This window comes from Prauserella isguenensis (assembly GCF_014191605.1).
Lineage (GTDB): Bacteria > Actinomycetota > Actinomycetes > Mycobacteriales > Pseudonocardiaceae > Prauserella > Prauserella isguenensis.
In genome coordinates this window covers 693,123-707,958 of sequence record NZ_JACHWU010000003.1, presented here as the reverse complement: position 1 = coordinate 707,958, position 14,836 = coordinate 693,123, and the positions used below count along the sequence as shown (strand labels likewise).

16 protein-coding genes are annotated in these 14,836 nt (G+C 71.3%); 4 read left to right on the top strand and 12 right to left on the bottom strand.

Annotated features, from left to right (window positions below; translation table 11 throughout):
• Nucleotides 1-66 precede the first annotated feature (66 nt).
• The 5 genes from FHS23_RS16000 to FHS23_RS15980 all read right to left on the bottom strand — a co-directional run bounded on the left by FHS23_RS16000 (nt 67) and on the right by FHS23_RS15980 (nt 5,217).
• Nucleotides 67-897 (bottom strand): alpha/beta fold hydrolase, encoded by an 831-nt coding sequence (locus FHS23_RS16000; RefSeq protein ID WP_183655753.1) that lies wholly within the window; start codon nt 895-897, stop codon nt 67-69.
• Nucleotides 894-1,382 (bottom strand): DUF2867 domain-containing protein, encoded by a 489-nt coding sequence (locus FHS23_RS15995; RefSeq protein ID WP_183655750.1) that lies wholly within the window; start codon nt 1,380-1,382, stop codon nt 894-896. Before FHS23_RS15995 ends, FHS23_RS16000 begins: the two co-directional genes overlap by 4 nt.
• Before the next feature lie 3 nt (nt 1,383-1,385).
• Complete coding sequence (locus tag FHS23_RS15990; protein WP_183655747.1) at nt 1,386-2,717, bottom strand: SAM-dependent methyltransferase; 1,332 nt, start codon at nt 2,715-2,717, stop codon at nt 1,386-1,388.
• Between the two features lie 7 nt (nt 2,718-2,724).
• Nucleotides 2,725-4,119: an FAD-binding oxidoreductase gene (locus FHS23_RS15985; protein ID WP_183655744.1), complete on the bottom strand. Its 1,395-nt coding sequence runs from the start codon at nt 4,117-4,119 to the stop codon at nt 2,725-2,727.
• Nucleotides 4,120-4,365: 246 nt separating this feature from the next.
• Nucleotides 4,366-5,217 (bottom strand): SAM-dependent methyltransferase, encoded by an 852-nt coding sequence (locus tag FHS23_RS15980; RefSeq protein ID WP_343053989.1) that lies wholly within the window; start codon nt 5,215-5,217, stop codon nt 4,366-4,368.
• Between the two features lie 288 nt (nt 5,218-5,505).
• Between FHS23_RS15980 and FHS23_RS15975 the strand changes: the two genes are divergently transcribed.
• The gene (locus FHS23_RS15975; RefSeq protein ID WP_183655741.1) at nt 5,506-5,724 is read left to right on the top strand and encodes a hypothetical protein; all 219 of its coding nucleotides are present in this window, start codon (nt 5,506-5,508) and stop codon (nt 5,722-5,724) included.
• Here FHS23_RS15975 and mftE read toward each other — a convergent pair.
• Genes mftE through mftA form a run of 7 tightly spaced genes read right to left on the bottom strand, consistent with a single transcriptional unit; the run spans nt 5,709 to nt 11,304 of the window.
• Nucleotides 5,709-6,419: a mycofactocin biosynthesis peptidyl-dipeptidase MftE gene (gene mftE, locus FHS23_RS15970; RefSeq protein ID WP_343053988.1), complete on the bottom strand. Its 711-nt coding sequence runs from the start codon at nt 6,417-6,419 to the stop codon at nt 5,709-5,711. The genes FHS23_RS15975 and mftE overlap by 16 nt on opposite strands.
• Nucleotides 6,416-7,750 carry a mycofactocin biosynthesis glycosyltransferase MftF gene (gene mftF, locus FHS23_RS15965; protein ID WP_183655736.1) on the bottom strand — a complete coding sequence of 445 codons (1,335 nt, stop codon included), beginning with the start codon at nt 7,748-7,750 and terminating at the stop codon, nt 6,416-6,418. Before mftF ends, mftE begins: the two co-directional genes overlap by 4 nt.
• Complete coding sequence (locus FHS23_RS15960) at nt 7,747-8,538, bottom strand: mycofactocin-coupled SDR family oxidoreductase (protein WP_183655733.1); 792 nt, start codon at nt 8,536-8,538, stop codon at nt 7,747-7,749. The genes mftF and FHS23_RS15960 overlap by 4 nt, the downstream gene beginning before the upstream one ends.
• A gap of 6 nt (nt 8,539-8,544) precedes the next feature.
• The gene (mftD, locus tag FHS23_RS15955) at nt 8,545-9,717 is read right to left on the bottom strand and encodes a pre-mycofactocin synthase MftD (protein ID WP_183655730.1); all 1,173 of its coding nucleotides are present in this window, start codon (nt 9,715-9,717) and stop codon (nt 8,545-8,547) included.
• Nucleotides 9,717-10,934, bottom strand: a complete 1,218-nt coding sequence (gene mftC, locus FHS23_RS15950) for a mycofactocin radical SAM maturase (RefSeq protein WP_183655725.1) — start codon at nt 10,932-10,934, stop codon at nt 9,717-9,719. The genes mftD and mftC overlap by 1 nt, the downstream gene beginning before the upstream one ends.
• A complete protein-coding gene (mftB, locus tag FHS23_RS23305) occupies nt 10,935-11,216 on the bottom strand; it encodes a mycofactocin biosynthesis chaperone MftB (protein WP_183655711.1) in 282 nt (93 codons plus the stop codon).
• Nucleotides 11,206-11,304, bottom strand: a complete 99-nt coding sequence (gene mftA / locus FHS23_RS23300) for a mycofactocin precursor MftA (RefSeq protein WP_183655698.1) — start codon at nt 11,302-11,304, stop codon at nt 11,206-11,208. Before mftA ends, mftB begins: the two co-directional genes overlap by 11 nt.
• Before the next feature lie 79 nt (nt 11,305-11,383).
• Between mftA and mftR the strand changes: the two genes are divergently transcribed.
• The 3 genes from mftR (at nt 11,384) to FHS23_RS15925 (ending at nt 14,832) form a co-directional block, all read left to right on the top strand.
• The gene (mftR, locus tag FHS23_RS15935; RefSeq protein WP_183655683.1) at nt 11,384-11,998 is read left to right on the top strand and encodes a mycofactocin system transcriptional regulator; all 615 of its coding nucleotides are present in this window, start codon (nt 11,384-11,386) and stop codon (nt 11,996-11,998) included.
• Nucleotides 11,989-12,822, top strand: a complete 834-nt coding sequence (locus FHS23_RS15930) for an alpha/beta fold hydrolase (RefSeq protein WP_183655680.1) — start codon at nt 11,989-11,991, stop codon at nt 12,820-12,822. The genes mftR and FHS23_RS15930 overlap by 10 nt, the downstream gene beginning before the upstream one ends.
• A gap of 174 nt (nt 12,823-12,996) precedes the next feature.
• On the top strand, nt 12,997-14,832 hold the full coding sequence (locus tag FHS23_RS15925; protein ID WP_183655677.1) for an NPCBM/NEW2 domain-containing protein: 1,836 nt from the start codon (nt 12,997-12,999) through the stop codon (nt 14,830-14,832).
• Nucleotides 14,833-14,836: the final 4 nt, after the last annotated feature.

Sequence of the window (14,836 nt, the reverse complement as noted above, 5' to 3'; positions counted from 1 at the left end):
GTGATCGGCCGTACGCCGGGTGAAAGCCGGCCCGGTTCACCCGGGCGGCGGCACGGGGACGGCCTGTCAGTGCCGGTGCAGGTGGTCCAGCAGCAGCGCGGTCAGCTGCTCCGGGGCCTCCTCCGGGACCCAGTGCGTGATGTCCTCGAGCATCTGGAACTCGTACGGCCCGCTCACCCACTGCTCGGTCGCCAGCGCCGCCGTCGAGCCGAACGCGACGTCCTCGGTGCTCCAGACGTAGAGGGTCGGCACCGTCACCGCTTCGATCGCGGCTTTCGGGCTGCCCGCCCGGTACCAGTTCAGAGCCGCAGTCAGCGCGCCCGGCTCGGACAGCCGTGCGAGGTAGTCGTCCACGCGGCCGCGAGGGACCTTCCACTCGAACATGCGGCGCAGCGGCTCACCGCCGTCGGCGAGCATGCGCTTCTCGGTGTCGGAGCTGCGCCAGTCGCGCATGTACTGCGAGCGCATCGCCTGGTCCTCGTCGCCCGCGAGTGCGTCGCCGAGCGCCCGCGGGTGCGGCGTCGACACCGCGGTGAGCGTGCGCAGGCGGTCGGGGTGCCGGTCGGCGGCCCACCACGCGACGGCACCGCCCCAGTCGTGGCCCACCAGGTCGAACCGCGACCACTCGAGCGCGCCGGCCAACGCGACGACGTCGTCGACAAGGTGGTCCATCTCGTAGTCGGCGACGTCGGCCGGCCGGACCCCGGGTGAGTAGCCGCGCTGATCGGGTGCCACGGCGCGGTAACCCTCGTCGCCCAGGCGTGCGACCTGGTGCTCCCATTCCACGGCCGCCTCGGGGAAACCGTGCAGCAGCAACACCGGACGACCGTCGTGCGGGCCCGCCCCGATCGCGTCGAAAACGCCCGCGGACGTGGGGATGCTCAGGTACTCGATCACGTCCGCACGGTAGCCCACGGCACCGACATCGCGTTCACTCCTCCGCGGCGCAGCGAACGCTCGGTCCGCCGCACGGCGCGGAGCAGGAGATGCGGCAGAACGATGTGGTGCACACGCGCGGCGATCGTCCACACTGCGCGCCCGAGACGGCCGTGGAACCGCACGTACGTCGCCCACGTGAGGCCATGGTCGTCGATGAAAGCCACGTTTCGGGCCTCCAGCAGCGGCGAGTGCGCTTCGAGTACCGCCGAGTCCTCGTCGCAATCGGTGAGGCGCCAGCCCGCCACCGACGCGGGTGAGTCGCTGAGGCGCAACCGGAGCACGTGCCGCCAACCGAACCGCACGAACACGGCCTGCGGCGCGGGTGCACCCTCGAACACGACGCGCGTCCATTCGCGCGGTGACCGCGCCCGCGCCACGTCGGTGCTCGCGCGGAACGCCGATGCGTAGTCGGCGGCGCCGGCCTCGGGCGCGGGGACGCGCACGGTTCACACTCCCCAGTCCGGCCGCAGCGGCATCGACGCGTCGCCGTGCTCGCCGACCTTCACGCCCAGAACCTGCTGCAACTCGAGCCGGTGCCGTTCGAACGCCAGGCGCGAGGCGGCCATGTACAGCGCCCACACGCGGGCGCGCTGCACGCCGGATTCGGCGACCGCCTCGTCCCAGCGGGCGTCGAGGTTGCGGCACCACGCGGCGAGGGTGCGGCCGTAGTGTTCCCGCAGGTTCTCGGCGTGCCGCACCTCGAACCCGTTGTCCTGCATGGCCGAGACGATCGTGCCCACGCCCTCGAGTTCGCCGTCGGGGAAGACGTACCGGTCGATGAACGGCCCCGTGCGATGCGAATCGTAGGTGTGCGGTCGCACGATGCAGTGGTTGAGCAGCCGGCCACCGGGACGCAGCTTCGACCACAGGAATCGGAAGTACGACGGCAGGGCCTTCGCCCCGATGTGCTCGGTCAGCCCGATCGACGACACCACGTCGAAGCCGGTCTCGGTGACGTCGCGGTAGTCGAGGTGGCGTACCTCGGCGCGGCCCGCCAGGCCCCGCGCCGCGAGATCCCGCTGCGCCCAGTCTGCCTGCTGCCGTGACAGCGTCACGCCAAGCGCCTCCACGCCGTAGTGCTCGGCGGCGTGGGCGACCATGCCGCCCCAACCGCACCCGACGTCGAGCAGGCGCATGCCGGGCCGCAACCCGAGCTTGCGGCAGACGAGGTCGAACTTGTGGAACTGCGCCTCCTCGAGACTCGCGTCCTCGCCGGGGTAGCAGGCGCACGTGTAGGCCATCGACGGACCGAGCACGAGCTCGTAGAAGCGGTTGGAAACGTCGTAGTGGCGGGAGATCGCCTCGCTGTCGCGCAGCTTCGAATGCCGCAGCCCGTGCAGCACGCGGCGCGCCCGAGACGGCGCCTCTTCGACCGGGATCGGCACCGGCCGCAGCAGTTCACGCGCGTGACCGGCCAGCTCCCGCGCCAGCGCCGCCTTGTCGGCCACGCTCAGCGACATGTCGTCGACCGCCCGCAGCACGGCGTACACGTCGCCGTCGACGTCGATCCTGCCCGTGACGTAGGCGCGGGCGACACCCAGTTCGTTGGGAGCCGTCAGTACGTAGCTCAGGGCCTCCGGGGTGCGGACGTGGATGCGCAGCTCCGCTTCCGGATCGCCGACCACGGTGCCGTCGTAGGCCGTCACGGTCACCGGAGGATCGTCGCCGACCAGCCGGGTGAGCAGCGCGGTCAACGGTGGTCCGGCGCCGGACGCGCCGCCGCGTTCGGACGCCCGCGCGGGCGCGGGCACCGCGGAGAGGGGACGGGTCGCCGCCATGGTGTCATCACCTCGCTTGCACGCACTTCGCGTAGAGGTCGAGCAATCGCCCGCGGGGGTCGTACCGCTGCTTGACGGCGCGGTACGCGGACCCGTTGTAGAGCTGCCAGAACGTGTCCGGGTCGAAGAAGCTCTCCGAGTAGAGGGATTTCCGCCCGCCGAGCGCCGTCACGACGTCTTCGACGCGCCGGTTGTGCGACCCCTGCGCCTCGCCGCCGGTGAGCGGCACCGTGCCCCAGAAGCCGAAGTTGACGTACAACTCGCCCGGGTCCAGTTCGTACAACGGCCACCGCCGATCGTCCCGTTGCCGCAGCGGGCAGATCCAGATCGGACTGAGCGGGATTTCCCGGTGGAGGAAGGACAGAAACCTTCCGGCCCGGTCGATCGGGACTTCGACGTCCTGCATCACCGATTCGCGTTCGGGCCTGCCGAGTACGCGAGAGAACCGGGCGAGCAGGCCGTGGCGCCGCACGGTGTTCACCACTCGCCAGTACACATCGGACCGCAGCAGCCGTGGACCGGCGAGCAGACGTACCAGGCGGTGCTGCGCGCCCAACGCCCGCGAACACCAGAACCAGTCGGTGTCCCAGCGCCACAGGTAGTCGCGGATCGGCAGGTGGTCGACGGGGCGCTCGCGGATCGAGCGGTAGTAGATGTCGAGCCACGTGTAGTCGCTGACGCGATCGGGCTCACCCTCCAGCGACGCGAGCGTCAGGTACAGCTCGCTCGGCGAGAACACGGTGCCGTCGACGAAATCCGCCTCGCGGTCGAGGCAGGCGCGGGTGAGTCGGTCGAAGAACGCCCGCTGATCGGAGAACCGCACGTGCTCGAGCCGGACGTAAGGGCGCACCGGCGCGAGTTCGATCCGCAGCCGCAGCGCGTAGCCGAGCGTGCCGTAGGAGTTGGGGAACGCGAGGAACAGGTCGCTGTGCTCGCCGTCGGGTGTGGCCGTGACGATGTCCCCGTCGCCGGTCAGGATGTCCATCTCCAGAACCGACTCGTGTGGCATCCCGGCGCGGAACGACGACGACTCGATCCCCAGGCCGGTGACCGCGCCGCCGAGCGTGATCGTTTTGAGCTGAGGCACGACGAGCGGCATCAACCCGTGGGGCAGAGTGGCGTCGACGAGCTGTTCGTAGGTCACCATGCCCTCGACGTCGGCCGTGCGGGCGACCGGGTCCACCGACAGCACGTGGTCGAACGCCGACACGTCGAGTCCCGCCCCCGCCCGGGCTCGTGGGCGGAAGAGATTCGACGTGCGCTTGGTGAGCCGCACGGGTTCGTCGGCCGGCAGTGCCGCGAGTTCGTCGCGCAGCACTGTCACGCGCCGGGCGTACCCGCTGTGGGTGGCGAGCTCGGCGTGTGCGGACCCCGTCGGATCGGCGGCACCACTGGAGCGCATACCCCGATCATGGCCCCGAAAGCCGTGCCCTGCCAGTTCGCGTCATGCACTCGGAGGAACGGGGCGTGGCGGACGTGCCCTCACGCGGCGGTTTCGCGCCTCTGCGGTGCCGAGCGCGGGCACGGAGGCGTACCGGAACCTGCAATACGGCCACCCGGATCCGCAACACGGCCTCCCGCGGGCGCAACACGAGCCCCGGAACCCGCAACACGAGCCCGTGAGGGCGCAACACAGCGCGGGACGGGGTCAGGCGGGCTTGCGGGCGACGCCTCCGATGACGCGGGACTCCGACGGGACCTGCGCGAACAGGGTGTCGGAGTCGGGGCGCCACGCGGGCGCGTAGACAAGCCCGGGGTCGACGAGTTCGAAGTCGCCGAAGAACCGGACGAAGTCCTCGGACGTGCGCAGCTGCCCGGGGTTCGTCGTGTTCTCGTAGTAGTCGACGAGGTCGTCGAGCGCCTTGCGTTCGGCCTCGCTCGCCGGGTTCTCGTTGGTCATCTGCGACAGCACGAGCAGCGAGCCCGGTGGCAGTTGCTTGCGGTAGAAGCCCAGCAGCCGGTCGGGGCCGGCCTCGTCCTTGATGAAGTGCAGCACCGCGTTGACCAGCAGTACGACGGGTTCCTCGCGCTCGATCAGCCCGGTGGCCATGACGCGGGACCACAGTTCGTCGGGCTCCATCAGGTCGGCGGCGATCGCCACGTGCCGGTCGCTGTCGGCCGTGTCGGCCAGCAGCATTTCCGAGTGGGTGAGCGCGATCGGCTCGTTGTCGGTGTACACGACGCGGGTGTCGCACTGCGGCCGTGCCTCGTCGGCGACCTCGTGGACGTTGCCCACGGTCGGCAGCCCCGAGCCCAGGTCGACGAACTGGCGCATCCCCGCCTCGGCGGCACACCAACGCACCGTGCGGCCCAGGAACTGCCTGCTGGTGCGGCAGTACTCGCCGAGCTGGGGGATGCGCTGGCGGGCCTTCTCGGCGAAGGCGCGGTCGATCGCGTAGTTCGTCTCGCCGCCGATGAAGTAGTCGTAGATCCGAGCCGCGGAGGGCTTGTCCAGGCTCTCGTTGATCGCGCGCAGCGCGTCGTCGGGTTCTGCGCTCACTGTGCCTCCACCGTCGTCTCAGCCTCGGTGCGGCGTCCGGTTCCGTGGAACGTCGCCTCCCTCGTCGGAGTGATCGTCGCATCCGGAGCAAGCAGGTGTGCCACCCGTGTGGAGTCCGCCGCGCTACACCGCGTCGCTCCGCTCTGTTAGTGTTCGACGGAAGTTGAGCCCCGAACTGCCACGGCTTCGCCCGTGTCGTCGTGCCGACGCCGACGTGGACGAGTCGCCGTACCCGATCGCCGCACCAGAAGGCGCTGAGGGATCGGGGCCCGAGGAACCGGGGGCCGGATGATCCGTCGTGACAGGGAACTGCTCGTACACCTCTCCGCCGTCAATACGCGCGTCGGCGAGGCCGTCGTCGAGCTGTGCGCTCATCAGGACGACGGGGAGCTGCCCGCAGCCGGACTGCGCGCGCTGGGCGACAACCTGCAGCACGTGGCGACGCGGCTGCTCACCCGCGCCGCCGAACTCGAAGCGGCGCCGGCTCGGGTTCAGGACTCGTCGTGAGTCAGCCAGTCGCGCACGGCGGACGCGAGGTCGTCGGACCAGCCGTCGAGGCGCCGGGCGCCGTCGTCGGCGGAGGCCCCCGCCGGGTCACCCAGCACGCCGTTGGCGCTCACCGCGCCGACCCCGCCGTCGCGGAGTGCGTCCAGCAGTTCCGGCAGCGGTGCGGTGGCGCCGGCCTCCGCGACGTCGAGACGCACGTCGTCCGGTCGCAGTCGCAGCATGACCGACGTCTCGGTGCGGCCCGCGTGGCTGTCGTCCGGCCGCCCCGACGGCGCCCACGCGAGAACTCGGCGTCCTTCGGAGCGCAACAGCCGCACGGCCGCGCGCAGCGCGTCGACGTTGCCGCCGTGGCCGTTGACGAACACGACGCCGCGGAACCTGTCCGCCGACCGGCCCAGTTCGACGAGCACCTGTTCCAGCGCCCGCGTGCCGATCGACAGTGTGCCGGGGAACCCCGCGTGCTCGCCGCTCGCGCCGTACGGCACCGCCGGCGCCACGACGACGTCCGGAACCCGCGCGGCGAGACCACGCGCCAGCGCGGCCGCGATCGCCGTGTCGGTGTCCAACGGCAGGTGCGGTCCGTGCTGTTCGGTCGCCCCGAGAGGCACGGCCAGCACCGACCCGCCGACCTCCGGCCAGCGTGCCCGGCCCAGCTCGGCGCCGGGCTCGCTGCCGCCGGATGCACCGTTCGTCACCGGCCGCGTCCCTGGGCGAACGGCCGTTCGGTGAACTGGGGCAACAGGGGAGCGGCCGTCCGGTGTCGCACGCATCCGGTCCACACGCCCGCGCCGTAGGCCACGTCGTCGGCGATGCGCAGCACCAGCCGTCCCGGTGAGCCGGTCTGCGCGGCGAACGGCAGGTACGCGGCCGCCAGCACGCGGCGGCCGCGCCGGGTCGGCAACAGCAGGGGCCACCACACCCGGCGTGACGCGGCCGCGAGCAGCCTGCCCGCGCCGAGCTGGCCGCGGGCGGCGAGCCGGACGACCTCGGAGGTGGGCACGTCGCGCGTGGACGTCGCCAACCGTCGGGCCAACAGGGCCGTCGCGCCCGCCGCGACGGCGGCCGCCGGCAGCGGACGCCCCACGGCGGCCAGCGCCCAGGCAGCCGTCGTGACGGCGGACACGCGCGCCGGGGCGAGGCGTTCCGGATGCCGTCGGGACAACGGGGCCGCGGACGTGCCGTAGTCGAACCGCTGCCGCAGCCACGAACGCACCGTCGGGCGGGGTTCGTGCCGCACCACCGACGCGGGCTCGTACCGCACCGCGCCGACGTCGAGCAGCCGCCACACGAGGTCGACGTCCTCGCCGTACCGCAGCTGCTCGTCGAAGTCACCCGCCGCGGCCAGCGCGCCGCGACGCACCACGAGCGCGGCCGTGGGCACGTAACTGACCTTGCTCATCGGGCGGACAGGGGCGGGCTTGGCGCCGAGGTCCAAACTCGACTGTTCGAGTTCGTACTGCGCGAGCAGGCCGTCGCCCGGGGAGCTGCGCACCCGCGGCGCGACCGCCACCACCGACGGATCGCTGAAATGGGGGAGCAGCGCTTCGAGCCAGCCCGCCTCGGGCACGGTGTCGGCGTCGAGGAAGGCCACGAACTCCGTGGTCGCGCGACGGCTTCCCGAGTTGCGCGCCGCAGCCGGGCCACGAGGCGTCTCGTGACGGACGTCGGCGTCGGGCACGGGCTCGGCCGAGCCGTCGTCGACGACGATGTGCCCGCCGCACTCGGCCGTCGCCTCCCGAAGCCGCCGCACGCGCGTGGCGTCGTCCTTCACCGGCACGACCACGGTCACGTCGGCGGGCGCCGGACCGGCGGGCGGTTTCGGATGCAGGATGCCCGCGTCGACCAGTTTACGCGCGAGGCGCAGCTGGCCCGGCGACTCGGTGAGCGGCTCGCCCGAGGTCCAGCGGTCCAGCATCCGCGTACCCGCGGAGCCGAGCCTCACCAGGCGCAGCGGCGAGCCGCCGATCACGACGGCGCCGGTGCGGCGGGCGGAGACGTCCAGCGTGAACCGCGTGCCGGGCTTCACGGTCGGAACCCACCGTCCGCGTGCACGACGGTTCCCGTGATCGCCGACGACTCCGCCGAACACAGGAACGCCACGACCGCCGCCACCTCGTCGGGCTCGAGGAGGCGCTCGTGCAGTTGGTGGCTCGCGAACTCGTCCATACTCCCCAGATCGTAGAGGCGCGCCGTGGCGTCGAGGAGGTCGGTGCGGGTCGACCCGGGCGAGACCGCCGTCGCGCACACACCCGTGCCGCGCAGGTCCTCGGCGAGCCCCTTGATCAGCCCCACGACGGCGTGTTTGGCCGCGTTGTAGCCCGCCAGGTGCCACAGGCCGTGGTGGGCCGCCGACGACGCCAGTGCGACGAACCGGCCCTGCCGCGACCGCAGCAGCGCGGGCACGGCCGCTCTCGCCAGGTTGGCGACCCCGGTCACGCCGGTGTCGAACAGCGCCGACCACTCGGCGTCGGTCGTCTCCCACAGCGGCGTGCCGCCCGCCATCACCGCGGCGCACGCCACCGCCGCGTCGAGCCCGCCGAACTCGGCCTCGGCGGTGGCGACGGCCGAGTGCAGCGCCTCGGCGTCGCGCACGTCCGCCACGACATCGGCGACCGTCTCGGGGAACTCGCCGGCCAGAGTGGACAGTTGCTCCCGGGTGCCGAGGGGATACGTGACGTCGGGCAGCGTGGCGGGATCACCGCCGGCTTCGGCGGCGATGTCGACCGCCACGACCCGCCAGCCCGCCGACGCGAGCCTGCGGACCACCGCGGCGCCGATCCCGCGCGCCGCCCCCGTCACCAGCGCGACCGGCACGGCGGGTCACATACCTCGCGTGAAGTCGTCCGGCACGACCACGTCGCTCGGCTCCAGATCGTGCACCGACTTCTTGCCGAGCCCGTAGAGCGTGCTGTCGATGCCCTGGCGCAGGATCTCCAGCACGTTGTGCACGCCGCGCTCACCGCCCGCGGCGAGGCCCCACAGGTAGGCACGGCCGATCAGCACGGCGTTCGCGCCCAGGGCCAGGGCCTTGACGACATCGCTGCCGCGGCGGATACCGCCGTCCAGCAGCACCTCGACCTGCCCGCCGACGGCCTTCGAGACACCGGGCAGCGTGCGGATCGTCGCGGGCGTCGAGTCGAGGTTGTTGCCGCCGTGGTTGGAGACCGAGATCGCGCTCGCCCCGATGTCGACGGCCCGTTTCGCGTCGTCGGGCCGGTAGACGCCCTTGACCACGAACGGACCGTCCCACTGGCTACGCAGCCACGCCAGGTCGTCCCAGGACGGCGGCGTGGTGCCCATCCACTCGCCGTAGGCGCCGAAGAAAGCCGGTCCCTGCTGCCCCCGGGGCACGATGTTCGGCGTCGTCAGGTCCGGCAGCGACCCCGACCGCAGATACGTGCCGAGCCAGCCGGGTTTACGCAGCACCTCCGGGGCGAACTTCACGGCGGTCTTCAGGTCGACCTTCTCCGGGATCGGCGGCGACCCCCAGTCACGGGCGGTCGCGAACACCCAGTCCAGCGTGACGATGAGCGCCTTCGCGCCCGCGCGCTTGGCGCGCTCCATGCGCGCGAGCATGTCGTCGCGGCTGCCCTGCCAGTACACCTGGAAGTGCGTGTTGTCGTTGACGGCCGCGACGTCCTCGACGGGCTTGGAGGCGAACGAGCTCAGCCCGATCGCCGTGCCCGACTGCGCCGCACCCTTGGCGACCGCCACCTCGCCGTCCGGGTGCACCGCCTGCACGCCCGTGGGCGAGACGATCACCGGCAACGAGATGTCGCTGCCGAGCACCTTCGTCGCCTGCACCCGTTCGGGTGGCAGGTCGGCGATCCGCGGGCGCAGACCGAGTTCGGCGAACGCCGCCGTGTTGTCGGCCAGCGTTCCGCCCGCCTCGGACCCCGCGTGCAGCGCAAGGAACACCGACCTGGGCAGACGTTTGCGCGCACGCTCGCGCGCCTCGGCGACGGTTTCGAACCAGTCCTTCGTGCTGGCCATCAGCGGACCTCCCTCGGTGCGGGCATGCCGGCCAGCGGACTCGTGTCACACGCACGGTCGGGCAGTCGTTCGGGTTCGGGCGGCCCCCAGCCGATCGCGACCGGCACGCCCGTCTGCTTCTTCTTGCCCGTGCGGGAGTGGTCCTTGTCCGGCGTCGGTTTCGGCGCGCCCGCTCCCACGAGTTCGAGCGCGCGTTCGCCGTTGCCCTTGACGCACTCGGGATCAGGCCCGTCCAGCGGAAGACCGGTGAAGAACTTCGCCGCCATGCACCCGCCCTGGCACGAGTCGAAGGCCGAGCACGAACTGCACGCGCCGCCGGTCTGCGGCTCGCGCAGACGGGAGAACAGGTCCGATCCCCGCCACACGCCCGTGAATCCACCCTCGTCACGGACGTTGCCGCCGCGGAACTCCTCGTGGATCGCGAACGGGCAGGCGTAGACGTCGCCGACCGGGTCGATCAGGCACACCACGCGGCCCGCACCGCACAGGTTCAGTCCCGGCAGCGGCGTCGAGCCCAGCGCGTTGAGGTGGAAGAACGAATCCCCGGTGAGCACGTCCTCGCCGTGGGCGACGAGCCAGTCGTAGAGCTCGAGCTGCTGTTCCGGCAGCGGGTGCAGCTCGTCCCACGTGTCCGCGCCCCGCCCGGACGGACGCAGCCGTGTGATCCGCAGCTGGGCGTCGAACTCGTCGGCGATGCGTTTGAACTCGTCGAGCTGGCCGATGTTGTGCCGGGTCATGACCACGCTGATCTTGAATCCGGTGAACCCGGCGTCACGGAGATTGCGCATCGCGGTCATGGTCGTGTCGAACGATCCGTCGCCGCGGACCGGGTCGTTGACCTCGGGAGTGGCGCCGTCGAGCGACAGTTGCACGTCGACGTAGTCCGATTCGGCCAGCCACCGAGCGCGTTCCGGCGTGATCCGCACCCCGTTGGTGGAGAATTTCACGCCGACCTGGTGGTCGACGGCGTATTCGACGATCTCCCAGAAATCCGATCGAACGGTGGGTTCGCCGCCGCCGATGTTCACGTAGAACACCTGTAGCCGCTGCAGTTCGTCGACGACCGCCTTGCATTCCTCTGTGGACAGTTCCCGAGGATCGCGGCGGCCGGAGGAGGAGAGGCAGTGCACGCACGAGAGATTGCAGGCGTAGGTCAGTTCCCACGTCAGGCAGATCGGTGCGTCGAGCCCGTGTTGGAAATGCTCGACGAGTTTCATTCAGTCACCTCTGACTTCGATCGTGCCCGCGGAGGCGAGCCCCGCGAGGGCGTCGAGGTACCGGTCGTGGTCGTCGTCGGGTACCTCGGCCGACCGCAGCGCCGCGTGTGCGTCCGGCGCGTCGTCCAGCGCGTGCACGACGTCGACGAGCAGTCGGGTCTTCAGGAAGGAGAGCTTCCGCGTGGTGAAGTCGTAGACGAGCGCCCCGAACGGTTCCGGCCGCAGAGCGACACTCGGGGAGAGTCGATACGGCCGGTCCGGGGCGAATGTCTCAGTAGACACCGCACATTCCGTCGATGGAGACCTCCTCGACGAGCAGGTCCTCCTCGATGTCCGCCTCGGCGGTGGTGACCGTGTGGTTCTCGGACATGGCACGCTACCTTTCACGTCGTTGTGTGGGACAGCGCACACGACATTAATGGCACCCGGTGTCAAATGGAAGGGGTCAGGTGAGTACCGCCGCGAGTCCACCCGGACGGCCGGGTCGCCGCCCCTCGACCAGTCGGGTCGAACTCGAGAAGGTCGCGTTCCGCCTGTTCGACCGCGACGGGTTCGACGCCACGACCGTCGACGACATCGCGAAGGCCGCGGGCATCGGCAGGCGCACGTTCTTCCGGTACTTCGACTCGAAGAACGACGTGGTGTGGGGCGCCTTCACCGACCACCTCGAATACATGCGCGAACGGTTCGCCGCCCGGCCCGAGGGCGAGCCGGTCATGGAATCGCTGCGCGCGGTGGTCGTCGACTTCAACCGGGTCGACGAGGGCGAGACCGACCGGCACCGCAGACGTCTCGAACTGATCCTGCGGGTTCCCGCGCTCCAGGCGCATTCGACGTTGCGCTACGCGGACTGGCGCGCGGTGGTCGCCGAGTTCGCCGCACGCCGGACCGGCGCGCACCCCGGCGACCTGCGCCCGCAGGCGATCGCCCACGCTGCACTCGGCACCGCGCTCGCCGCGTACGAACATTGGCTCGGTGGCCAGGGAAGCGACCTGTGCGCCGTGCTGGACACCGCTTTCGCCGAGCTGGCCCGTGGTTTCGAAGAGGAGTCCCGATGCAGCTGACCGAGACGTTCGACTGGCGCGACCGCACCGTCCGCTGGGCCTCACGCGGCAGTGGCCCGCCCGTGGTGTTCTGCCACGGCACACCGTGGTCGTCGAGGCTGTGGGAGCCTTTCGCGGACGCGCTGTCGGCCGAGTTCACCGTCTACCTGTGGGACATGCCGGGTTACGGGGCGTCGTCGAAACTGCCCGAGCACCCCGTGTCGCTCGACGTTCAGGGTGAGCTGCTCGCCGACCTGCTCGAGCACTGGAACCTCGACCGCCCGCACCTGGTCACCCACGACTACGGCGGGGCGGTCTCCCTGCGGGCACACCTGCTGCACGGCTCCGCCTACGCCTCACTCGCGCTGGTCGACGTCGTCGCGCTCGCCCCGTGGGGGTCGGAGTTCTTCCGGCAGGTGCGTGACACCCCCGAGGCGTTCACGACACTCGCCCCGGACATTCACGAGAGTCTCGTCCGCACCTACATCAGCGGAGCGAGTCACCGCGGGCTGCGTGAGGCCGACCTCGCCGCGCTCGTGGCACCGTGGCTCGGCGAGGTCGGCCGGCGGGCCTTCTACCGGCAGATGGCCGAGGCCGACCAGGCCTACACCGATGCCGTGCAGCCCCGGTACGGCGAACTCGACCTGCCCGTACTCGTCGTCTGGGGCCGCGAGGACACGTGGATCCCGGTCGACAGGGCCCACCGGCTCGCCGCCACGATCCCGGGCGCCGAGCTGGAGCTCGTCGACGACGCGGGGCACCTCATCCAGCTCGACCAGCCCGCGCGCCTGGCGACGCGGCTGCATCGGTGGCTCTCGGCGCGGAGCTTCGGCCGGGCAGCGTGACCGTGCAGACCTCGTGACCGGCGCAGTCTACGGTCGCCGTCGAGGTCGGGCGCGGCCGTGTGTGCCAGTCGGGCATACCGGTCGATCGGAACGAATCTCTTCGTTCACCCGGTGGCAGCGGCGAGATCGTCTCGATGTCGGTAACCGGTCCCGTTGTTTAGCCATGCTGACCACATGGTCCAGCGACACACTGCCCAGCAACACACTCCCCGAACCCGCACACACCGGCCCCGGCTGCGTGCAGCGCTCGTCGCGGTCGCAGGCGCGACCCTGCTGGCACAGCCCGCCCTCGCCGCGGCCGACGGACCCGAGCGATCCGCCGGACCGGTCCCGGCCGACCATCGGCCCGGCGACCCGGGCACGACCACCTTCGACGTCTTCAGCGACATCCAGGGGCACATCGACGACTGGGACGCGGTCCTGACCGACGCCGAGAGGGCCGCACCGGATTCGGCCGCCACGGTGATCAACGGCGACATCGTCGACCGCGGCTACGCCGAGGAGTACGCCGAGGTTCGCGAGGTCATGGATGCCCACGACCGCGACCAGCCGCTGCTTTCGTCGTTCGGCAACCACGAGGCGTACGCACCCGCCTGGTGCGACCAGCAGACGTTGTGCCAGCCCAGCTGGCCGAACGGCTTCACCCCCGAGGACCTCTACGGCACGTACTTCGACTTCGCCGGAACCGACAAGGTGTACGGCGAGCGTGTCGTGAACGGGGTTCCGATGATCGGCATCGGCCCGGACAAGCTGATGTGGTGGGAGGACGCGAACCTCGACGACCACGTCCACATCGGACAGCGGCAGCTGGACTGGTTCCGCGACCGCGTGGCGGCCCACGGGCGCACCGGCAAGCCGTTCTTCGTCTTCACGCACTACCCGCTGTCGAACACCGTCACCCAGTCGGACGGTGACGCAGGCCGTTACCACCTGATGGAGGAGGAGATCCGCGAGATCCTCGGCGACCACCCGCAGGCGGTGCTCTTCTCGTCGCACACCCACGCCGACATCGGCGAGGACTGGTGGGCCGACCGGGTCCACGTTGCCGGCGGCCACCCCGACGGCTTCACCGCGGTCGACACCGGAGCGGTGCTGAACCGGCAGTACATCCAGGTAACGACCGGTCCCGACGGTGCGGTCGTCCGTGCGCGCGACGCGCGCAACGGGACGGTGATCAACGAGCTGACCGTGCCGAAGGTCGACCGGGCGGGGCGGACGACGCTCACGTCGGACACCCCGGTGGAAGCGGTGGCGCCGGGACGGCAGGTCGACGTCACGGCGACGGTGGCCCGGCTCGGCAACGGAGCGCTCGGCGGTGCGACCGTCGAACTGGACCTGCCGGACGGCTGGACGACCGAGTCGGACACGACGCGTTCCCTCGGCCCCGTCAAGTCGGGAGAGCGCAGGCGGCTGACCTGGACGCTGCAGGCGCCGGAGACGTCCGGAACCGCGCGCATCGACGTCGCCGCACGGGACCGGGCAGGCCGACAGATCGCCGAGACGTCGCTGGACGTGGCGGTCGCCGAGGCCCCGAGCGGCCATCCCCGTGTCTCCTCCCTGCCGCTGCTCGGCGAGAGCAACACCCACGGTCCGGTGGAGCGCGACCGCACCAACGGCGGCCCTGCGCCCGCCGACCGCGGAGCGATCAGGATCGACGGCAGGAACTACGACCACGGCCTCGGCATGCTCGCCCCGGCCTCGGCCACGATCTACGCGGGCGGCCGGTGCTCGCGGTTGACCGCCGAGGCGGGCCTGGACGACAACATCCCGCAGGGTTCACAGCGGCGGCCCTTCCCGGACGGCGAATCCGGTGACGTCGTGTTCGTCGTCGAGGCGGACGGCCGGGAGGTCTACCGCAGCGGCGTGGTCCGGCAGGGAGAGGCGGCCGTGACCGTCGATGCGGCGGTCGACGGCGCGGACACTGTCAGGCTGATCGCCGAGGACGCCGACGGTACGTCCGTCGGGGACTATGCCGACTGGGGACATGCGGCCCTGAGCTGCGCCGACTGAGGCG